Origin of the sequence: Roseomonas genomospecies 6 (assembly GCF_008365375.1) — a bacterium.
Lineage (GTDB): Bacteria > Pseudomonadota > Alphaproteobacteria > Azospirillales > Azospirillaceae > Azospirillum.
Map to the genome: position 1 here is coordinate 83844 of NZ_QOKW01000006.1, position 21303 is coordinate 105146.

21 protein-coding genes are annotated in these 21303 nt (G+C 67.6%); 12 read left to right on the forward strand and 9 right to left on the reverse strand.

Annotation, left to right across the window (positions count from 1 at the left end; all coding sequences use genetic code 11):
- The first annotated feature begins 28 nt into the window (after positions 1-28).
- The 9 genes from DS843_RS10095 (at position 29) to DS843_RS10135 (ending at position 8621) form a co-directional block, all read left to right on the forward strand.
- Positions 29-2419 (forward strand): xanthine dehydrogenase family protein molybdopterin-binding subunit, encoded by a 2391-nt coding sequence (locus tag DS843_RS10095; RefSeq protein WP_149468758.1) that lies wholly within the window; start codon positions 29-31, stop codon positions 2417-2419.
- Positions 2420-2432: 13 nt separating this feature from the next.
- The gene (locus tag DS843_RS10100) at positions 2433-3227 is read left to right on the forward strand and encodes an FAD binding domain-containing protein (RefSeq protein ID WP_149468759.1); all 795 of its coding nucleotides are present in this window, start codon (positions 2433-2435) and stop codon (positions 3225-3227) included.
- A 43-nt stretch (positions 3228-3270) separates the two neighbouring features.
- Positions 3271-3504, forward strand: a complete 234-nt coding sequence (locus tag DS843_RS10105) for a DUF4160 domain-containing protein (RefSeq protein ID WP_149468760.1) — start codon at positions 3271-3273, stop codon at positions 3502-3504.
- A 3-nt stretch (positions 3505-3507) separates the two neighbouring features.
- Entirely contained in the window at positions 3508-3768 is a 261-nt protein-coding gene (locus DS843_RS10110) for a DUF2442 domain-containing protein (protein WP_149468761.1), read from the forward strand.
- 62 nt (positions 3769-3830) lie between these two features.
- A complete protein-coding gene (locus DS843_RS10115) occupies positions 3831-4766 on the forward strand; it encodes an AAA family ATPase (RefSeq protein ID WP_149468762.1) in 936 nt (311 codons plus the stop codon).
- 6 nt (positions 4767-4772) lie between these two features.
- Positions 4773-5972: a vWA domain-containing protein gene (locus DS843_RS10120; protein WP_149468763.1), complete on the forward strand. Its 1200-nt coding sequence runs from the start codon at positions 4773-4775 to the stop codon at positions 5970-5972.
- Positions 5969-6283: an XdhC family protein gene (locus tag DS843_RS10125; protein ID WP_149468764.1), complete on the forward strand. Its 315-nt coding sequence runs from the start codon at positions 5969-5971 to the stop codon at positions 6281-6283. Before DS843_RS10120 ends, DS843_RS10125 begins: the two co-directional genes overlap by 4 nt.
- The gene (locus tag DS843_RS10130) at positions 6280-6996 is read left to right on the forward strand and encodes an XdhC family protein (RefSeq protein WP_149468765.1); all 717 of its coding nucleotides are present in this window, start codon (positions 6280-6282) and stop codon (positions 6994-6996) included. Before DS843_RS10125 ends, DS843_RS10130 begins: the two co-directional genes overlap by 4 nt.
- A gap of 14 nt (positions 6997-7010) precedes the next feature.
- Positions 7011-8621 (forward strand): NTP transferase domain-containing protein, encoded by a 1611-nt coding sequence (locus DS843_RS10135; RefSeq protein ID WP_149468766.1) that lies wholly within the window; start codon positions 7011-7013, stop codon positions 8619-8621.
- 4 nt (positions 8622-8625) lie between these two features.
- Here the strand turns inward: DS843_RS10135 and DS843_RS10140 are convergent, their stop codons facing one another.
- Complete coding sequence (locus DS843_RS10140; RefSeq protein WP_286192030.1) at positions 8626-9291, reverse strand: type 1 glutamine amidotransferase; 666 nt, start codon at positions 9289-9291, stop codon at positions 8626-8628.
- Positions 9292-9493: 202 nt separating this feature from the next.
- On the opposite strand from DS843_RS10140, the gene DS843_RS10145 reads away from it, so the two are divergent.
- Positions 9494-11011, forward strand: a complete 1518-nt coding sequence (locus DS843_RS10145; protein ID WP_149468768.1) for a bifunctional metallophosphatase/5'-nucleotidase — start codon at positions 9494-9496, stop codon at positions 11009-11011.
- A 107-nt stretch (positions 11012-11118) separates the two neighbouring features.
- Here the strand turns inward: DS843_RS10145 and DS843_RS10150 are convergent, their stop codons facing one another.
- Entirely contained in the window at positions 11119-11673 is a 555-nt protein-coding gene (locus DS843_RS10150; RefSeq protein WP_149468769.1) for a phasin family protein, read from the reverse strand.
- A 368-nt stretch (positions 11674-12041) separates the two neighbouring features.
- On the opposite strand from DS843_RS10150, the gene ald reads away from it, so the two are divergent.
- A complete protein-coding gene (gene ald, locus DS843_RS10155; protein ID WP_149468770.1) occupies positions 12042-13160 on the forward strand; it encodes an alanine dehydrogenase in 1119 nt (372 codons plus the stop codon).
- A 19-nt stretch (positions 13161-13179) separates the two neighbouring features.
- Here ald and DS843_RS10160 read toward each other — a convergent pair whose 3' ends face one another.
- The 7 genes from DS843_RS10160 to DS843_RS10190 form a co-directional block, all read right to left on the reverse strand.
- Positions 13180-14163, reverse strand: a complete 984-nt coding sequence (locus DS843_RS10160; protein ID WP_149468771.1) for a branched-chain amino acid ABC transporter permease — start codon at positions 14161-14163, stop codon at positions 13180-13182.
- Between the two features lie 3 nt (positions 14164-14166).
- Positions 14167-15054, reverse strand: a complete 888-nt coding sequence (locus DS843_RS10165; RefSeq protein ID WP_149468772.1) for a branched-chain amino acid ABC transporter permease — start codon at positions 15052-15054, stop codon at positions 14167-14169.
- A gap of 93 nt (positions 15055-15147) precedes the next feature.
- Complete coding sequence (locus DS843_RS10170) at positions 15148-16362, reverse strand: ABC transporter substrate-binding protein (protein WP_149468773.1); 1215 nt, start codon at positions 16360-16362, stop codon at positions 15148-15150.
- A gap of 44 nt (positions 16363-16406) precedes the next feature.
- Positions 16407-17129, reverse strand: coding sequence for an ABC transporter ATP-binding protein (locus DS843_RS10175; protein WP_149468774.1), 723 nt, complete (start codon positions 17127-17129; stop codon positions 16407-16409).
- The gene (locus tag DS843_RS10180) at positions 17122-17877 is read right to left on the reverse strand and encodes an ABC transporter ATP-binding protein (protein ID WP_149468775.1); all 756 of its coding nucleotides are present in this window, start codon (positions 17875-17877) and stop codon (positions 17122-17124) included. The genes DS843_RS10175 and DS843_RS10180 overlap by 8 nt, the downstream gene beginning before the upstream one ends.
- A 347-nt stretch (positions 17878-18224) precedes the next feature.
- On the reverse strand, positions 18225-18698 hold the full coding sequence (locus DS843_RS10185; protein ID WP_014240398.1) for a MarR family winged helix-turn-helix transcriptional regulator: 474 nt from the start codon (positions 18696-18698) through the stop codon (positions 18225-18227).
- Between the two features lie 393 nt (positions 18699-19091).
- Positions 19092-20153, reverse strand: a complete 1062-nt coding sequence (locus DS843_RS10190; RefSeq protein WP_149468776.1) for an enoyl-CoA hydratase/isomerase family protein — start codon at positions 20151-20153, stop codon at positions 19092-19094.
- A 166-nt stretch (positions 20154-20319) separates the two neighbouring features.
- Here DS843_RS10190 and DS843_RS10195 point away from each other — a divergent pair, with 166 nt between their 5' ends.
- Positions 20320-21300 carry a diacylglycerol/lipid kinase family protein gene (locus DS843_RS10195; protein ID WP_149468777.1) on the forward strand — a complete coding sequence of 327 codons (981 nt, stop codon included), beginning with the start codon at positions 20320-20322 and terminating at the stop codon, positions 21298-21300.
- Positions 21301-21303 lie beyond the last annotated feature (3 nt).

Genomic DNA, 21303 nt, shown 5'->3' on the forward strand with positions numbered 1-21303 from the left:
AAAAGGCTCTCATGGGAGGAACACGAAGATGGCGAACCCCAACGGCATCGGCGCCCCCGTGCGCCGGCGCGAGGACGCGCGCTTTCTGACCGGGCGCGGCACCTACACCGACGACATCAACCGGCCCGGCCAGACCCACGCGGTCTTCGTCCGGTCCCCCTACGCCCATGCCCGCATCCGCGGCATCGACGCCGCCGAGGCCATGCAGGCCCCCGGCGTGATCGCCGTGCTGACCGGCGCCGACATGGAGGCGGACAAGGTCGGCAGCCTGCCCTGCGGCTGGCAGATCCATTCCAAGGACGGCTCCCCGATGAAGGAACCGCCGCACTTCCCCATCGCCCGCGACCGCGCACGCTACGTCGGCGATGCCGTCGCCGTGGTGATCGCCGAAACCCGCGAACAGGCGAGGGACGCCGCCGAACTGGTCATGGTCGATTACGACGAGTTGCCGGCGGCGGTGACCTCGCGGAAGGCGCTGGAGGGTGGCGCTCCGCTGGTGCACGACGATGTCGGCGGCAATCTCTGCTTCGACTGGCATCTGGGTGACGCGGCGGCGGTGGACGCGGCCTTCGCGCAGGCGGCGCATGTGGCGAAGCTCGACCTCGTCAACCAGCGGCTCATTCCCAACGCGATGGAGCCGCGGGCGGCGCTGGGCGAGTATGACCGGGCGACCGGCGAGCACACGCTGACCACCACCAGCCAGAACCCGCACGTTATCCGCCTGCTGATGGGCGCCTTCGTGCTGGGCATTCCGGAGCACAAGCTGCGCGTCGTCGCCCCGGATGTCGGCGGCGGCTTCGGTTCCAAGATCTTCCATTACGGGGAGGAGGCGGTCGTTACCTGGGCGGCGAGGAAGGTCGGGCGCCCGGTGAAATGGACCGCGGAGCGTTCCGAGAGTTTCCTGACCGACGCCCATGGCCGCGACCACGTCAGCCACGCGGAACTGGCGCTGGACCAGGACGGCAACTTCCTGGCTTTGCGCGTCTCCACCATCGCCAACATGGGCGCCTATCTGTCCACCTTCGCGCCGTCGATCCCGACCTACCTCTACGCCACGCTGCTGGCCGGGCAGTACAAGACCCCGGCGATCTACGCGGAGGTGAAGGCGGTCTTCACCAACACCGTTCCGGTGGATGCCTACCGCGGCGCCGGGCGTCCGGAGGCCTGCTACCTGATCGAGCGGCTGGTCGAGGTCGCCGCCGCCGAGACGGGCATCGACAAGACGGAGATCCGCCGCCGCAACTTCGTGCCGGCCAGCGCCATGCCCTACCAGACCCCTGTGGCGCTGCAATACGACACCGGCGACTTCGCCAAGAATCTGGACATCGCCCTTCCCCTGGTCGATTACGACGGCTTCGCGGCGCGCAAGGCCGAGTCCGCCCGGCGCGGCAAGCTGCGCGGCATCGGCTTCGCCACCTACATCGAGGCCTGCGGCATCGCCCCCAGCAACATCGCGGGCGCTCTCGGCGCGCGGGCGGGCCTGTACGAGTCGGCCGAGGTGCGCTTCCACCCCACCGGTTCCGTGACGGTCTTCACCGGTTCCCACAGCCACGGGCAGGGGCACGAGACGACCTTCGCGCAGCTCGTCTCCGAACGCTTCGGCGTGCCGATCGAGAATGTGGAGATCGTCCACGGCGACACCAGCAAGATTCCCTTCGGCATGGGCACCTACGGCTCCCGCTCGCTGGCGGTCGGCGGGTCGGCCATCGTCAAGGCGATGGACAAGGTGGAGCGCAAGGCCAAGAAGATTGCCGCCCACATGCTGGAGGCCGCCGAGGCCGACATCGAGGCGAAGGACGGACGCTTCGTCGTGGCCGGAACCGACAAGGCTCTGACCATCGGCGACATCGCCCTGCAGGCCTACGTCCCGCACAACTTCCCGCTCGACGAGTTGGAGCCGGGGCTGGACGAGCAGGCCTTCTACGACCCGAAGAATTTCACATACCCCAACGGCTGCCACGTCTGCGAGGTGGAGATCGACCCCGACACCGGCGTGGTTCAGGTGGTGAGCTTCGCCGCCGTGGACGATTTCGGGCGCGTCATCAACCCGCTGATCGTAGAGGGGCAGGTTCATGGCGGTCTGGTCCAGGGCATCGGGCAGGCGCTGTACGAGAACTGCGTCTATGACGAGGAGTCCGGGCAGCTCATCACCGGCTCCTACATGGACTACTGCATGCCGCGGGCGGACGACGTGCCGTCCTTCACGGTGCGCTACCACGAGGACCAGCCCTGCACGCACAACCCGCTGGGCGTGAAGGGCTGCGGCGAGGCCGGGACCATCGGCGCCTCCGCCGCCGTGATGAACGCGGTGGTGCACGCCCTGTCCGACTACGGCGTCACGCATCTCGACATGCCGGCGACCCCGGAACGGGTCTGGCAGGCGATCCGGAGCCACAGCACCGCCCAGGCGGCCGAGTAAGGGAGGAAACCGCATGTATGCCTTCACCTATCACCGGCCCAAGACTCTTGCCGACGCGGCGGCCTTGCTCGGCCAGTTCGAGGAGCCGAAACTGCTGGGCGGCGGGCAGACGCTTCTGCCGACTCTCAAGCAGCGCCTTGCCCGCCCGAGCGACCTGATCGATCTCGGCCAGATCCCGGAGCTTCAAGGCATCTGCGAGGAGGCCGGCGGGCTGACCGTGGGCGCCTTCACCCGCCATGCGGCGGTCGCCCATTCCGACGCGGTGCAGCGCGTCATCCCGGCGCTTGCCAGCCTCGCGGAGGGCATCGGCGACCGGCAGGTGCGCAACATGGGCACGCTCGGCGGGTCCATCTGCAACGCCGATCCCTCCGCCGACTACCCCGCCGCGGTCGTCGCGCTGAAGGCCACGGTGCGCACCGACCGGAGGGAGATCGCGGGAGACGACTTCTTCACCGGCATGTTCGAAACGGCGCTGGAGCCCGGCGAGATCGTCACCGCCGTGCATTTCCAGAAGCCGGACAAGGCCGCCTACACCAAGTTCCGCAACCCGGCCAGCCGCTACGCCATCGTCGGCGTGTTCGTGGCCGTCTTCGGAAACGAGGTGCGCGTGGCCGTGACCGGCGCCGGCCCGTCCGTCTTCCGGGCGGACGACATGGAGGCGGCGCTGGCCCAGGACTTCCGGGCGGACGCGCTGAACGGCGCCTCCGTGTCGGCGGACGGGCTGAACGCCGACATCCACGCCAGCGCCGACTACCGCGCCCATCTGGTTCGGGTGATGGCCCGGCGCGCGGTGGAGGCGTGTGGGTGAAGCCGGTTTGACACCGGACGACGATCGGCCTTAGGCTTCGCCTATGCCGATCGTCGTCCGCATTGGAAACGCACGGGTCTACATTTATGCGGACGACCATAACCCGCCGCATTTCCATATCGTTGGCCCGGACTTCAACGCCTTGGTCCGCATCAACGATCTTGTGGTGATCAAGGGTTCGGCACCGCCTGATATTCTGCGCAAGGTGTTGGACTGGGCAGCGGACAACCGGCCCCTTCTGGCCCTCCGCTGGATCGAGATCAACGGAGAGGAGTGACGCATGGACCAGCCACGCATTGCCGCCGTTGAGGCCATCGCCGGGACCCAGTGCGTCCGGCTCACCTGGATCGATGGGACCAGGGACGTGGTCGATCTGTCGGAGCCGATCCGCCGCTTTTCGGTGCTGCGTCCCTTGTCGAACCCCGCCCTGTTCGCGGCGGTCAGGGTTGCCTCCTGGGGCTGGGCCATCGGCTGGGGAGGAGACGAGGACGAACCGGAGATCGACTACGCCGCGGATACCCTGTGGCAGCGGGCTCGGTAGCAGCGGTCTGCCGCCGCCTGAGGCCGTTCGTCCTAAAAATTGCGGATCATCCGGAAGGCAACATGCCCAACACCCTCCCCGCGTCCGTCCCCGCCTCCGTCGATGACACGCTGGACCTGCTGCGGCGGGGGAACTACGTCGGCGACCGGTCGCTGGCGACGGCGCTGTACCTCGCGCTGAAGCTGCGGCGCCCGCTGTTCCTGGAGGGCGAGGCCGGGGTCGGCAAGACCGAAATCGCCAAGGTGCTGTCCGCCACGCTGGGCCGGCGCCTGCTGCGGCTGCAATGCTACGAGGGGCTCGACATCGCCGCTGCGGTTTACGAGTGGAACTACGCCCGCCAGATGATGGAAATCCGGCTGGCCGAGGCGTCGGGCGACCGTGACCGGGAGGCGCTCGGCGCCGACCTCTTCTCCGAACGTTTCCTCATCAAGCGCCCGCTGCTCCAGGCGCTGGAACCCGACTTCGCCGGTCCTCCCGTCCTGCTGATCGACGAGCTGGACCGCACCGATGAGCCGTTCGAAGCCTATCTCCTCGAAATCCTGTCCGATTTCCAGGTCTCGATCCCGGAGTTCGGCACGGTCAAGGCGCCGGAACCGCCCATCGTCATCCTGACCTCCAACCGCACCCGCGAGATTCACGACGCGCTGAAGCGGCGCTGCTTCTACCACTGGGTCGATTACCCCAACGCGGAGCGCGAGCGCGCCATCCTGACGGTGAAGGCGCCGAACGCCGACGCGCGGCTTGCCGCCCAGGTGGTCGGCTTCGTGCAGAGCCTGCGCGGGATGGACCTCTACAAGGCGCCGGGCGTCGCGGAGACGCTGGACTGGGCGCAGGCGCTGGTGGAGCTGAACCAGTTGGAGTTGGAACCCTCGGTCATCAACGACACGCTGGGCACGCTGCTGAAGTACCAGGACGACATCGCCCGCATCCAGGGCAGCGAGGCCGCGCGCATCCTGGCACAGGTCAAGACGGAACTCGCCGCCACCACGGCCCGGTGAGCGGCCATGCAAGGCGGCCTCGCCATCAACCTGATGCATTTCGCCCGCGCGCTGCGGGCGGCGGGGCTGCCGGTCGGGCCGGGCAAGCTGCTCCAGGCCGTCGAGGCGGTGGAGGCGGTGGGGATCGCCAACCGGACGGACTTCTATTGGGCGCTGCACGCCGTCTTCGTGAACCGGCGCGACCAGCGGGAGGTCTTCGATCAGGCCTTCCACGTCTTCTGGCGCAACCCGGACATCCTGAAGCGGATGATGGGCATGATGCTGCCGACCATCCGCACGGAGTCGCCAGACACGCAGGACCCCTTGTCGCGCCGCGTCGCCGACGCGCTGCGCGGCACCGCGCCGGAAGCCGAGGGGCCGGAAAAGTCGGAGATCGAGGTGGACGCCGCCTTCACCGTCTCCGCCCAGGAACGGTTGCAGGAAAAGGACTTCGAGACGATGTCCGCGGCGGAGATGGCGGAGGCCAAGCGCATGCTCGCCCGCATCGCCCTGCCGGTGGCCGAGGTGACGACCCGCCGCCACCGACCGGACCCTCAAGGGCCACGGGTCGACCCGCGGTCGACTCTGCGGCGGATGCTGCGCTCCGGCGGGGACTTGGCCGATCTGGCGCGGCGCAGCCGCCGCACGCGCCCGCCGCCGCTGGTCGTGCTGTGCGACATCTCCGGCTCCATGACGCGCTATTCGCGGATGCTGCTTCACTTCATGCACGCGCTCAGCAACGACCGCGACCGTGTGCACAGCTTCGTTTTCGGCACCCGCCTGACCAACATCACGCGCCATCTGCGGCACAAGGACGTGGACGTGGCGCTGGACGCCGTGTCGGCGGCGGTGGCCGACTGGTCGGGCGGGACGCGCATCGGCACCGCGCTCCACGCCTTCAACCGGACCTGGGCGCGCCGGGTTCTGGGCCAGGGAGCCGTCGTGCTTCTGATCACCGACGGGCTGGACAGGGATGCGGGCGAAGGGCTTGCGGCGGAGGCCGAACGCCTGCACAAGAGCTGCCGCCGTCTGGTCTGGCTGAACCCGCTCTTGCGGTGGGAGGGATTCGCACCAAGATCCAGCGGCATCCGGGCCCTGTTGCCTCATGTGGACGACTTCCGCCCGGTCCACAACCTGAACAGTCTGGCCGGGCTCGCCGACGCGCTGAACCGCGACGGGCCGCGACGGGCCGAAAGCCTGCGCAAGTGGCTGAAGGAGGCCGCATGAGGGACGATATTCTGGAGCAGGCCGCGGGCTGGCGCGCGGAAGGGCGGAAGGTGGCCTTGGCGACGGTGGTCGCCACCTGGGGGTCCTCTCCCCGCCCGGTGGGCAGCCAGATGGCGATGGACGACGCCGGGTCGATGATCGGTTCCGTTTCCGGTGGCTGCATCGAAGGCGCGGTGGTGCACGAGGCCCGCAAGACCATGGAGGACGGCGAGCCGCGCCTGATCTCCTTCGGCGTCAGCAACGAAATGGCCTGGGAAGTCGGTCTCGCCTGCGGCGGCCGTGTGCAGGTCTATGTCGAGGCCATGGAATGAAGCGCGACATCACCGAACGGCTGCTGGCCGCCCGCGAGGCCGGGCGTCCCGTGGCGCTGGTCACCGACCTGAGCACCGGCCTCCAGACCCTGGTCTATGAGGACGCCGTGCACGGCGGCTTCGGCCTGGAGGACGATCTTCTGGCGGAGGTGCGGGAGCGGCTGCGCCAGGATCGTTCCGGCCTCATCACCGATGCGGAGGACGACGAGGATGGGCTGCGGCTGTTCGTGCAGACCCACAACCCGCCGCTGCGGCTGCTGGTGGTCGGTGCCGTTCACATCGCCCAGGCGCTGGCCCCCCTCGCCGCGCTGACCGGCTACGCCGTCACGGTGATCGACCCACGCGGCGCCTTCGCCACGGAGTCGCGTTTCCCCGGCGTCTCCTTGCACGACGCCTGGCCGGACGAGGCGCTGTCCGCCCTGAAGATCGACCGCCGCACCGCCGTGGTGACGCTGACCCACGACCCGAAGCTGGACGACCCGGCCCTGTTGGTGGCTCTGCGCTCCCCCGCCTTCTATGTCGGCTCGCTCGGCAGCAAGCGGACCCACGCCAAGCGGCTGGACCGGCTGAAGGAGCAGGGCGTGACCGATACGGAGCTGGCGCGCATCCACGCCCCGGTCGGGCTGGACATCGGCGCGGTAACCCCGGCGGAAATTGCCCTGTCGGTCATGGCCCAGATCACCGCCGTGCGGCGCAAGGCCGGCGCGGCCTGAAGGAGAGCATCGGCATGTTTTTCGGCCCGTTGCCCCTGCGGGACCTGGAAGGCGCCATCCTGGCGCATTCGGTCCGGCGCGGCTCCGTCAGTTTCAAGAAGGGCCGCATCCTCAGCGCCGAGGACGTGACGGCGCTGCGCGACGCCGGCTTCACCACCGTAACCGCCGCCAAGCTCGGCGACGACGACGTGGGCGAGGACGCCGCCGCGGCCCGCATCGCCGCCGCGCTGAAGGGACAGGACATCAGCACGGGCGCGGCTTTCACGGGGCGGGTGAACCTGTTTGCCGAATCGCGCGGCCTGTTCGTTCCGGACGTCGAACGGATCACCGCGCTGAACCTCATCGACGAAAGCGTAACGGTCGCCACCCTGCCCGCCTTCGCGCCGGTCGAACCCGGCCAGATGGTCGCGACGGTGAAAATCATCCCCTTCGCCGCCCCCCGTGCCGCGGTGGAGGGGGCGGAGGTGGAGGCGTCCGCCGGCACGCCGGCTCTGCGCGTCGCTCCCTTCCGCCCCCTGACCGCCGCGCTGATCCAGACCCGCCTGCCCGGCGTGAAGGACAGCGTTCTGGACAAGACCGTGACCGTGACGCGGGAACGGCTGGAGGCGATGGGCGGGCGGCTGGTCCGCGATTCGCGCTGCTACCATGGGGAAGCGGCTCTGGCCGACGCCATCGCGGCGGCGGGGCGCGTCGATCTGCTGCTGATCGCCGGGGCGTCGGCCATCACCGACCGGCGCGACGTGCTTCCCGCCGGCATCGAGCGGGCGGGCGGCGTGATCGAGCATTTCGGGATGCCGGTCGATCCGGGCAACCTGCTGCTGATCGCCCGCATCGGTGAGACGCCGGTGCTCGGCCTTCCCGGCTGCGCGCGGTCGCCAAAGCTGAACGGATTCGATTGGGTGCTTCAGCGCGTCGCCGCGGGCCTTCCGGTGACGCGGGCCGACGTGATGCGCATGGGGGTCGGCGGTCTGCTCGCCGAGATCCCCAGCCGCCCCCTGCCCCGTGCCGGCGCCACCGTCGTGGAGCCGCCACGCGCGCCGCGCATCGCCGCTCTGGTGCTGGCCGCCGGGCGGTCGAGCCGGATGGGCGGAAGCAACAAGCTGCTGGCCGATGTCGGCGGGGAGCCGCTGGTCGTCCGCACGGTCGAATCGGTCCTGGCGTCCCAAGCCAAGCCGGTGGTGGTGGTGACCGGTCATATGGCGGAGGCGGTGTCCGCCCCGCTGGCCGGGCGCCCGCTGACCATCGTGCACAACCCGGCCTTCGCCGACGGGCTCAGCGCCTCTCTGCGCGCCGGGTTGGCGGCCCTGCCGGCGGATGTCGATGGGGTGGTGGTTTGCCTCGGCGACATGCCGCTCGTCACGCCGCAGGCCATCGACCGGCTGATCGCCGCCTACAACCCGCTGGAAGGCCGGACCGTCTGCGTCCCGACCGTCCATGGCAAGCGGGGCAACCCCGTCCTCTGGGATCGCGGCTTCTTCGCGGAGATGGCGAAGTTGACGGGCGATTCCGGGGCCAAGTCCCTGCTGGCCACCCACGCCGATCAGGTGGTGGAGGTGCCGGTGGAGGACGGCGGCATCCTCTACGACGTGGATACGCCGGACCTTCTGGCGGAACTCCGCGGATAGGGCGTCACGCCGCCCGTTCGATCACCAAATCCAGCCAGCGGCGGGAGATCGTCCGGGCGACCGCGTCGGCGGCGGGCAGATGCCGCTCCAGCGCCGCGTCCAGTCCGTCCAGGATGGCGCGGTTGCGCTCCCGCGATTCCACACCGAATTTCTCCGCCCAGCCGCGGACGATGGCGGCGTCGGCCTCCGGATGGAACTGGAAGGCGTAGAGGTTGCGGCCCAGCCGGAAGGCCTGCCGTTCGCACGCCTCGTTCCAGGCCAGCGGCACGGCGCCTTCGGGAAACTCAAAGGTGTCGTAGTGCCACTGCACCATGTGCAGTTCCGGGGCCAGCCCGCCCAGCACCGGATCGTCCGCCGCCGCGTCGGACAGCCGGACGGCGGACACGCCGATCTCCGCCACCGAATGGCGGTAGACCCGGGCGCCGAAGGCGCGGGCGGCAAGCTGCGCGCCCAGGCAGATGCCCATCACCGGACGCTTCTCCGCCGCGAAGGCGCGGATCAGCTCCATCACCCGCGGGAAATGCGGTCCCTGCGCGTCGTTCCAGGCGTCCTGCGGCCCGCCCAGAACCAGCAGCCCGTCGTAACCGTCCGCCGCGCCGGGCAGCGCCTCCCCCTCATCCGCGGCGACGGTGACCAGCGTCGCTCCGAAATCGGACAGAGCCTGTCCCACGATGCCGGCGGGGGCGTTTCGGTTGTTCTGAACGACCAGGATGCGGATGGGGGGCCACGTTGGTTGAGGCGGTTTCCGCGAAGCGGACGGTTCACCGTTAATGAGCGGCGGTCACAGTGAAATCAAGCGATGCAAGGCGGCTATGCGCTGCAACGCGGCAGGGCGTACAGTGTTGTCGGACTTCCCCAGGGAGACGAAACCAATGCTGACCCGGATTCGCAGGCTTGCGGTGGCCGCCGCCGTTGCCGGTACCCTGCTCCTTCCTACTCTGGCCGCGGCTCAGAACGGCACGCTGACCTTCCTGCATTTCAACGACATCTACGAGATCAGCCCGGTGAAGGGCCGCGGCGGCTTCGCTCCCCTGATGACGGTGCTGAAGGCGGAGCGGGAGCGCAGCGCCGGTGCGGTGACGACGGTCGGCGGAGACTTCCTGTCCCCGTCCCTGCTGTCCGGCACGACGCGGGGGGAGCAGATGACCGCCCTGTTCAACGCCATGGGCGTGGATGTGGTGGGCTTCGGCAACCACGAATTCGACTTCGGCGTCGAGGTGCTGAAGGCCCGCATCGCCGAATCGGCGTTCCCTTGGGTCGGAACCAACATCACCGGGCCGGACGGAAAGCCGCTCCCCGGATCGGTCGCCACCTGGACGAAGACGGTCGGCGACATCAAGGTCGGCTTCCTGGGCATTCTGACCCCGGAGGCCGCGCAACTCTCCAGCGGCGGGGCGGAGGCGACCTTCACCGACGTGCAGGCCGCCGCGGCCCTGGCGGTGAAGGCCCTGCGCGGCGAGGGCGCGCACGTCGTCGTGGCGCTGACCCACCAAACCATCACGGAAGACCGCGATCTGGCCGCCAAGGTGAAGGGGATCGACCTCATGCTGGGCGGTCACGACCACGACCCCATCAGCTTTTACGAAGGATCGACCTTGATCCTGAAGGCGGGGGCCGACGGCCATTATCTCGGCGTCATCGATCTGGCGGTCAGCACCAAGGCGACCGACAAGGGGCCGGCGACCAGCGTGCTTCCCACCGGCTGGCGCTTCGTCACCACCGCCGGGGCGGCGCCCGATCCCGAGATCGCGGCCCTGGTCAAGCGATACACCGACCAGCTCGACACCGCGCTGGCCGGGGTGATCGGGCGGGCGGAAACCGACCTGGACAGCCGCAAGGACGTCATCCGTTCCCAGGAAACGACGATGGGCAACCTCATCGCCGACGCGCTGCGCGAGGGGCTGAAGGCCGATGCCGCCATCACCAACGGCGGCGGCATCCGCGCCGACGCGCTGCGCCCGGCGGGCAGTCCGCTGACCCGCAAGGACATCTTCGCGGAGATGCCGTTCGGGAACGTCGCCGTGCTGACCGTCCTGTCCGGGGCCGACCTGCTGGCCGCTCTGGAGCACGGCGTGTCGAAGGTGGAGGAGAAAGCCGGGCGCTTCCCCCAGGTGTCGGGCCTCAGCTTCACCTATGACCCGAAGCTGCCTTCCGGCACGCGCGTGACGAACGTGACGGTGGGCGGCCAGCCACTCGATCCGGGCAAGAGCTACCGGGTGGCGACCAACGACTACATGCTGAAGGGTGGCGACGGTTACACCGCGCTGACCCGTGGACGGACCGTGGTGGACGCCTCCGGCGCCGTTCTGATGGCGACCATGGTCATGGATTACGTGGAGGCGAAGAAGACCGTCGCGCCAAAGGTCGAAGGCCGCATCGTGGCGAAATGACGGGCTACCGAATTGATTGGCTGCCGAATTGATTGGCTGCCGAAAAAAGACGCCCCCGGACCAGCCGGTCCAGGGGCGCAAGGCCAGGATGGATCTTTGTTGGAGCGTCAGGCGCTGCGGCGCGTCTGGCGCGCGGCCCCTTCGGCCCGCGCGTTCAGCCGCCGCACCGCGTCGTTCGCGGTTTTCGCCGACATCTCCGACACCTTGACGCTGCGGCTCAGCAGCAATTCCACTTCGTCTTTGACCATGCTGCTCTGCGCCGCGTAGAAGTCCTGGACGGACCGGCTGCGCATCATCGCGTTGACGCCTTCCACATTGCGGGCCATGGCCTCCTGCGCGAAGCCCATCCATTCGCGCATGATGGACTGCATTCCTTCCATCAGCACGGACCCGCATTGGGCCATGACGTCGATGTTCTCGCGGGCCTGCTGGGCGACCTCGCCCTGGGCTTCCGCCGACAGCCCCATCATGCGGTTGAACTGTTCGGAGGTCTGGCCGGCGATCTGAGTCGCCTTTCCCATCACGTCGTTGGCCGTGTCGGCGCCACGCTGTGTCGTTTCCGCGGCGGTTTCCGCCATGCGCCGGGTGGTGTCCTCGGCAACGTTTCGGCCCTTGGCGGCGTTTTCGCGCGCGATGGTCTGCGCGTCCTTCTCTGATGCCATCTGCCTTGCTCCTGGTTTCATTCCGTCCGAATCGGACGCTCCCCCCGTTTTATTATTGGGTTCTTCCAGTTTTGTGCGCTGCGGCACAAGCATCCGTATATCATGGTGGCAAAGAGTCGTTCCACAACTCTAAAAACTAACCTTCCATACTTTTTTGCAGATACCATGAAATTTCTCGAAATCCCTTCCTCAATGGATTTCTCAACAAATTTTCGAGAATGTTGCTTTTGAGGCGATGAATTTCACTCAATCACGCCATAAGAGAGGTGCAGGCCGCACCAACACTCCCCAAATTCCGGAGTAGCAATCAGAAGACCGGTGCGGTGCGTCCGTCTTTCCGGCACCGGCTCCACCCGCGGAGGATGCCCATGCTCATTGGTGTGCCGAGGGAAATCAAAAACCACGAATACCGCGTCGGGCTGATCCCGGCATCGGTCCGTGAACTCGCTCATCACGGGCACACGGTGCTGCTGCAAAGGGGAGCCGGCGCGGCCATCGGCCTGGAGGACGAGCAGTACGAGGCCGCCGGGGCGGAGATCGTGCCGGATGCAGCCACCGTCTTCGCCCGCGCCGAGATGGTGGTGAAGGTGAAGGAGCCCCAGCCGCAGGAATGCGCGATGCTGCGCAAGGGGCAGATTCTGTTCACCTATCTGCACCTCGCCCCCGATCCGAAGCAGACCCGTTTGCTGCTGGAGTCCGGCGTGGTCGCCATCGCCTACGAGACGGTGACCGACCCGCGCGGGGGCCTGCCGCTTCTGGCGCCGATGAGCGAGGTCGCGGGCCGCATGTCGGTGCAGGCCGGCGCCCATTGCCTGGAGAAGGCGCAGGGCGGGCGCGGCGTCCTGCTGGGCGGGGTGCCCGGCGTTCCGGCGGCCAAGGTGGTGGTTCTGGGCGGCGGCGTGGTCGGCACCAACGCCGCGCGCATGGCCATGGGGCTGGAGGCAAAGGTCGTGGTGATCGACAAATCCTTGCCCCGCCTGAAGGAACTGGACCTGCAATTCGGCGCGAAGCTCCAGACTCTCTATTCGACCGTGGACACGATCGAGGAGCATGTGCTCGACGCCGACCTCGTGATCGGGGCCGTTCTGGTGCCGGGGGCGGAGGCGCCGAAGCTGGTGACCAGGGACATGGTGTCGCGCATGAAGCGGGGGGCGGTGGTGGTGGACGTCGCCATCGATCAGGGCGGCTGCTTCGAAACGTCGCACCCCACGACCCACGCGGAGCCCACCTATCTGGTGGACGGGGTGGTCCATTATTGCGTCGCCAACATGCCGGGGGCGGTCGCGCGCACCTCGACCTTTGCGCTGAACAACGCCACCCTGCCCTTCACGCTGGCCCTCGCCGATCAGGGCTACCGCGCCGCTCTGGCGCGCGATCCGCATCTGCGGGCCGGGTTGAACATCCACGCGGGTGCCGTCGCCTGCAAGGCGGTGGCCGATGCCCAGGGGCTGCCCTACCAGTCGGCGGAGGAGGCGCTGCGGCTGTAGCCGCAACGCCCTTTTCCGCCTACCGGCGATTGCCGCCGAACCGGGCGGCGATCTCGCCGACGATGCCGCGGCGGAACAGCAGCACGCAGGCGACGAAGATCACGCCGATCACCACCGGCACCGGCAGGTTGGTCGCCGCCAGATAATTCTCCAGAGTCACCACCAGCGCCGCCCCGACGACCGGCCCGAACAGCGTTCCGATGCCCCCCAGCAGAGTCATCAGCACCACCGAGCCGGACATCTGCCATTGCACGTCGGTCAGGGTGGCGAGCTGGAAGACGATGGCCTTCGTGCCGCCGGCCAGACCGGCCAGAGCGGCGGACAGGACGAAGGCCATCAGCTTGTAATGGTCGGTCCGGTAGCCGAGCGAGACGGCGCGCGGCTCATTCTCGCGGATCGCCTTCAGCACCTGACCGAAGGGCGAATGCACGGTGCGCCAGATCACCACGAAGCCGAACAGGAAAACCGCCAGCACCGTGTAGTACATGCCGAGCGGGTTGTTCAGGTCGATCACGCCAAACAGATGCCCGCGCGGCACCGCCTGGATGCCGTCCTCACCGCCCGTGAACTTGAGCTGCAGCGCCATGAAGAAGACCATCTGCGACAGCGCCAGAGTGATCATGGCGAAGTAGATGCCCTGCCGCCGGATCGCCAGTGCTCCGAAGGCCAGCCCCAGCGTGGCGGAAAAGGCCGTGCCCAGCAGGATGCCGAGTTCCGGCGAAAGCCCCCAGACCTTCACCGTGTGGGCGGTGATGTAGGCCGCCCCGCCGAAGAAAGCGGCGTGCCCGAAGCTCAAAAGCCCCGCGAAGCCGATCAGCAGGTTGAAGGCGCAGGCGAACAGCGCGAAGCACAGCACCTTCATCACGAAGACCGGATACAGCACGTAAGGCGCCGCGATCAGGACCGCCAACAGAACGGCCAGCGCCACAAGTCCCGGCGTCGCCGGCCTTCCGGTGGCGGGAGCCGCGGCTTCGCGGCGGACGGCTTGCGTTTCGGTCGCCATGGGTCACCTCTCCCGCCCGAACAGGCCGGCGGGCTTGATCATCAGCACCACGGCCATGATGACGAAGACGACGATGTTGGACGCCTCCGGGTAGAACACCTTCGTCAGACCTTCCAACAGGCCAAGCCCGTATCCGGTCAGCACCGCCCCGAGAATCGACCCCATGCCGCCGATCACCACCACCGCGAAGACGACGATGATGAGGTTGGAGCCCATCAGCGGCGACACCTGATAGATCGGCGCCGCCAGAACCCCGGCCAGCCCGGCCAGCGCCACGCCGAATCCGTAGGTCAGGGTGATCATCACCGGCACGTTGATGCCGAAGGCCTGGACCAGCACCGGATTCTCCGTCGCCGCCCGCAGATAGGCGCCAAGCTTCGTCCGCTCGATGGCGTACCAGGTGGCGAGGCAGACGACCAGCGAGGCGACGACGACCCAGCCGCGGTAATTGGGCAGGAACATGAAGCCCAGATTCTGCCCGCCGCGCAGCGCGTCCGGGATCGGATAGGGCTGGCCCGAGACGCCGTACTGGTGGCGGAAGACTCCTTCGATGATCAACGCGATTCCGAAGGTCAGCAGCAATCCGTAGAGATGGTCCAGCTTGTAGAGCCGGCTGAGCAGGGTCTTTTCCAGGACCACGCCGAAGGCGCCGACGATCAGCGGGGCCAGGAGCAGCGCCCACCAATAGCCGATCCCCGCCGTGGTCAGCAGCAGCCACGCCACGAAGGCGCCCAGCATGTAGAGCGCGCCGTGGGCGAAGTTGATGACGTTCAGCATTCCGAAGATGACCGCCAGCCCGAGGCTGAGCAGCGCGTAGAAGGAGCCGTTGATCAGCCCCAGCAGAAGCTGCCCGAACAGCGCCTGGGGCGGGATTCCGAAGATGGTGGACATGTGGTTCGCCTCCGGCCGTTCTGCGCGGCGGGTGATCGCCCCGGCGCCCGTCCCCACGCGCAGCGGGAGACGGAACGCCGGAGCGGGCGGGGATCAGCCGGGCAGCTTGCAGCCGCTTTCCGCCATGGTGGCGAAGGCCTCGTCGCCGGGGATGGTGCGGATGATCTGGTAATAATCCCACGGCCCCTTGGACTCGCTGGGCTTCTTCACGCGGGCCAGATACATGTCGTGGACCATGCGCCCGTTCGGCAGGATCTTGCCGTTCTTGGCGAACATGTCGTTGACCGGCATCTCCTTCATCTTCGCGGCGACGGTCGGGCCGTCGTCGGTGCCCGCGGCCTCGATGGCCTTCAGGTAGTGCTTCACGGAGGAGTAGCTTCCGGCCTGGACCATGGTCGGCATCTTGCCGGTCTTCGCCTTGTACTTCTCGGACCAGGCCCGCTTCTCGTCGTCCATGTCCCAGTAGAAGCCGGTGGTCAGGACGAGGTCCTGGGCAACCTGGAGCCCGAGCGCGTGCACGTCCGACAGGAAGATCAGAAGACCGGCCAGCTTCTGCTGCCCGCTCTGCGTCAGGCCGAACTCCGACGCCTGCTTGATCGAGGTGATGGTGTCGCCGCCGGCGTTGGCGAGGCCGATGACCTGCGCGCCCGACGACTGCGCCTGGAGCAGGAAGGAGGAGAAGTCCGCGGTGTTCAGCGGCGCGCGGACCGCCCCCACCACGCTGCCGCCGGCCTTCTTCACCTGCGCCGCGGTGTCGGTTTCGAGCTGGTGGCCGAAGGCGTAATCGGCGGTCAGGAAGAACCAGCTCTTCCCGCCCTCCTTCACGATGGCCTGCCCGGTGCCGACGGCCAGCGCGCGGGTGTCGTAGGCCCAATGGAAGCCGGTGGGGGAGCAGGCGTCGCCGGTCAGCCGCGACGTCGCCGGACCCTGCATCAGGAAGATCGTCTTCTTCTCGCGCGTCACCTCCTGCACGGCCAGAGCGACGCCGGAGTTCGGCACGTCCACGATGACGTCCACACCGTCGCGGTCGATCCATTGGCGGGCGACGTTCGACCCGATGTCCGGCTTGTTCTGGTGGTCCGCCGCGACGACCTCGATCGGCTTGCCCAGAATCTTGCCGCCCACCTCCTCCACCGCCATGCGGACGGCGACCGCGGAGCCTTCACCGCCCAGGTCCGCATAAAGGCCGGAGCGGTCGTTCAGGACGCCGATCTTCACGACGTCGCCCGAAACCTTGCTCTGCTGGGCCTGCGCGGAACCGACGGCCAGCGCGGCGAGCGCCGCCCCGGCAAGCAGACGTGCAATCATTCCATTCCTCCCGGTTCAAGTTCGAACGTTTCTGTTTGTTTGGTTCAGACACCCAGATACTCGTGCAGCTTCTCCATGTTGGCGGCGAGCTGGTCGTTGGGGATCATGTCCACGACATGGCCTTCCTCCATCACGTAATGGCGGTCGGCGATGGTGGCGGCGAAGCGGAAGTTCTGCTCCACCAGCAGGATGGTGAAGCCGCGTTGCTTCAGCTTGCGCACGGCCACCCCGATCTGCTCGATGATGACCGGGGCCAGCCCTTCCGTCGGCTCGTCGAGGAGGATCATGGTGGCCCCGGTGCGCAGGATGCGGGCGATGGCCAGCATCTGCTGCTCGCCGCCCGACAGGCGCGTGCCCTGGGTCGAGCCGCGGCCCTGAAGGTTCGGGAACAGCTCGTGGATCTGCTGCACCGTCATGCCGCCTTCCTTGACGACGGGCGGCAGCATCAGGTTCTCGTCCACGCTCAGCGAAGCGAAGATCCCCCGTTCCTCCGGCACATAGCCGATGCCGAGACGGGGTATCCTGTGCTGCGCCATCCCGATCAGCTCCTGTCCCTGGAAGCGGATGGAACCGGTGCGTTTGCCGACGATGCCCATGATGGAGCGCATGGTCGTCGTCTTGCCGGCACCGTTGCGGCCTAGCAGGGTCACGACCTCCCCCTGGCGCACCTCCAGGTTCACCCCGTGCAGGACGTGGCTTTCGCCGTAGAAGGCCTGAAGGTCGGAAACCTCCAGCATCGCGGTCTTCACGATCGAACCGTCAGGCATGGCCGCTCCCCATATAGGCTTCACGGACCTTCGGGTGGCGCGACACCTCGGCGTAGGGGCCTTCGGCCAGAACCTCCCCACGGGCCAGAACGGTGATCCAGTCCGACAGGTTGGAGACCACGGACAGGTTGTGCTCCACCATCAGGATGGTGCGGTTCGCCGAGACCCGCTTGATGAGCGCCGCGATGCGGTCGATGTCCTCGTGCCCCATGCCGGCCATCGGCTCGTCCAGAAGGAGCATTTCCGGCTCCAGGGCCAGCGTCGTGGCGATCTCCAGCGCGCGCTTCCGGCCATAGGGAAGCTCCGCCGCCGGCAGGTGGGCGTAGCCGGCCAAGCCGACATCCTCCAGCAGTTCCATCGCCCGCCCGTTCAGCCCGTCGAGCACCGACTCCGATTTCCAGAACTGGAAGGAGTTGCCGAGCGGCCGTTGCAGGCCGACGCGCACATTCTCCAGCACCGTCAGATGCGGGAACACCGCGGAGATCTGAAAGGAGCGGATGATGCCCAGGCGCGCGACGTCCGCCGGCTTCACCGCCGTGATGTCGCGCCCGTTGAACAGGATGTTTCCGCTGCTGGGCGGAAGGAACTTGGTGAGAAGGTTGAAAACGGTGGTTTTTCCGGCCCCGTTGGGACCGATCAGCGCGTGGATGGTGCCCCGCCGCACCCGCAGACTGACGTCGCGGACGGCGACGAAGCCCCGGAACTCCTTGGTCAGTCCGCGCGTCTCCAGAATGACGTCACTTGCCATATCCTCCCCGTTCCCTGTTTTCAGCGGCCATGTGGGGGACCGCCCGTTGTTTGGTTCAGGTTATCAGCAATCGGTCACACGTACAGCTTACGGAAAGAACTCAATCCCGTCCATCCGGAACGACCGAAGGCGTGACAATCCGTGGCCGGAAGGCGATTCAGCCGGCAAAGGTGGGAGTCGGGACGCCAAAATGCGGACATGAAAAAGGCGGCCGCGCAGGGCCGCACACCGACTCGCGGCTCGCCCCCGGATCAGGGTCCGGGAGCGAGCCTTTTTCTTTCGACGCAGGAGCCGGAAACCGCGGTACCGATCGGACTCAGGCGGCCCCGGGTCAGGGCCGCCCCGTGTCAGGCCGCGGAGGTCAGCGGAAAGCCGCTGTAATCGAGCGACGCCGACCAGAAGCGTTCGAGCTTGCGCAGGGTCTCGTTCGCCTTGACCAGTTCCTCGTCGCTGAAGCCGGCCTTTTCCAGCGCCGTCAGATGGCGCTCGAACATGCGGCTGATCTTCTCGCGGAGGTCGAGCCCCTTCTCCGACAGGCGGACGCGCACCGACCGGCGGTCGTGCGGCGAACGCTCCTGCCCGAGATAGCCGTTCTCGACCATCTTCTTCACGTTGTAGGACACGTTGGAGCCGAGATAGTAGCCGCGCGCCGTCAGTTCGCCGACGGTCATCTCGTCTTCGCCGATGTTGTACAGGATCAGGCTCTGGACGTTGTTGATGTCCTGGATACCGAGCCGATCAAGCTCGGTCTTCAGCACCTCGAGAAAGTGGCGGTGAAGCCGTTCGATCAAGAGGATGCTTTCATAATAGGGTTTGCGCACCGCGGTCTCCTTTGGCTCGAACCGGACATGGGCCGACCTGTGGCCTTTCCGGGGTCCTTAAGGGGAGATTAACCGATCATTGTCCGGCAATCACCTCAATAATGCCCCAAAAGCACAGCCCGGGTTGTAGAACAGCCTGGCCCTGCGGAATACGCCCGTCCTGCCGTACCAGGCCCCGTTGCGTGCAACGACATCCACCGAATCCGGATGTCCCGGCGGCATCTCCACCCGGCGAACCGGGAAGAGATGCCGACCCATCCCATCCGACCTTCACCGACAACGGTCAGGTTTGAGACAAGTCCCGCAAGGATTTCCCCGATACTAACGCAGAAACGCGCGGAATGTGCCCGCATCCTTGCACGTTCTGGCTGCAATAAAGGGGAGCGCGCCTCATCAATCGGTAAAGCGCAGATCCCCGCCATTGGGTTCGGCGAAGTAAAGCTCCACTTCTTCGGCCTTCACCTCTGCCAGCGTGGCGGGCGACCAGCGCGGATTCCGGTCCTTGTCCACCAGCGCCGCCCGGATGCCCTCGTAGAAATCGTGGCGGGCGAGGAAGGCGAGGCTGAGGCGGAGCTCCTGGATCATGCAGGCGTCGAAGTCGAGCCTGGCGCCGCGGCGCAGCGCCTCCAGCGTCACCTTCAGGCTGGTCGGCGACACCCGCTTCAGCGTGGCGATCTGACCGGCGGCCCAGTCCGTCCCCTCCGCCTCGAGCGCCGCGACGATGGCCTCCACGCGGTCGTGAGCGTAGCAGCGGTCGATGGCCCCGCGGTTGGCGGCGACCGGCGGGTCGCCCGCCTCTTCACGGTGGCGCGCAATGGCCTCGTCTGCGGGCACCTCTTCGGCAAGATCGGCGATCAGGGCCTCCAGCTTGGCGCTGGGGACGAAGGCGTCGGCGGCGCCGACCGCCAGCATGTCCGCCGCCTTCAGCCGGTCGCCCGTCAGGCCCAGCCACGTCCCGACCTGCCCTGGCAGGCGCGGCAGAAAGTAGGTGCCGCCGACGTCCGGATAGAGGCCGATTCCCGTCTCCGGCATCGCGAACATCGTGCGCTCCGTCACGACGCGGTGGGACCCATGCTCCGACAGGCCGACGCCGCCGCCCATGGTGATGCCGTCGATCAGCGCGACATAGGGCTTCGGGCAGTTGTGGATCAGGCGGTTGAGGACGTACTCCTCGCTGAAGAAGGCGCGGATGGACGCGCCGTCGCTCTCCCCCGCCTTGGCGGCCTTGCCCGACTCGTACAGATTCACCACGTCGCCGCCGGCGCAGAAGGCCTTCTCCCCGGCCCCCTGCACGACGATGGCCTTGATCTCCGGATCGGCCGCCCACGCCCGCAGTTGGGGATCGAATAGGCGGATCATGCCAAGGGTCAGGGCGTTCAGCGCCTTCGGGCGGTTGAGGGTCGCAAGCCCGATGGAGCCGCGGCGTTCGAAGAGAATCTCGGCGGAGTCGCTCATGGTACGGGTCGTTTCCATCTTTTCGTTGATTGGGCGGACGTGTTGATTTCGGGCGATGATACGGGCGGTGGGCGGCGTGTCAAACCGCTGTTTCGCAGCGCAGCGTCACGGAACACCGCCCCCGCCTCAACCGTTGCGGCCCCACAGTCATGAGCGGGACAATTCCATGATGGCAGCCTCAGCAGCGCAAGCGTCACGTCAGGAGGGGCCGGGCCGGAAGACGGCCATCATCCTCAACCGCTCCGCCGGATCGCTGGTCGGACAACCGATCGAGGAGACGGTGGCGGCCATCCGCAACGCCTTCGAGCGGCAGGGGGCGGAGGTCGCGCTGTCGGCGGTGGAACCGGCGGACTGCACCGGGGCGATCCGCAAGGCCATCGAGTCCGACGCCGAACTGGTCATCGTGGGCGGCGGCGACGGGACCATCCACACCGCGGTCAACATGATCCTGCCCACCGGCAAGATCCTGGGCATCCTGCCGCTGGGCACCATGAACCTGCTGGCGCGCGACCTGAAGACCCCACTGGATCTGGAGGAGGCGTTCGAGGCTCTGGCCACCGGGGAGGTGCGCAGCATCGACGTGGCGGAGGTGAACGGCAAGGTCTACCTGAACAGCTCCGTCCTCGGCTTCTACCCTCAGGTCGTGCAGGAGCGGGAGGAGAAGCGCAAGCGCCACCGCCTGCTGAAATGGCCGGCGATGGGGCTGGCGCTGGTCCGCACCATCCGCCGCCTGCCCCTGCTGGACGTGCGGATCGATTGGGGCGAGGGACCGCGCCGGGTGCGCACCCCGGTGCTGGTCGTCTCCAACAACCCCTACGACGGCGAGGCGGGCAGCATGCTCCTGCGCCGCAACAGCCTCGATTCCGGGAAGCTCGGCGTCTATGTGGCGCGGCAGCGCGACACATGGGGGCTGCTTCGGTTGATGGGGCGCACCGTGCTCGGAACCTGGCAGCATGATGAGGAGTTGGAAACCCTGACGGCCGCGCAACTGACGGTGCACAGCCGGCGGCACCGGCTGAAGATGGTCAACGACGGCGAGATTCTGCAGATGGAGCCGCCGCTGAACTACCGCATCCGTCACAAGGCGCTGAAGATTCTGGCCCCCAGGACGGACGGCGCACCCGACGGTGCCGGTGGCGGCGCGTGACCG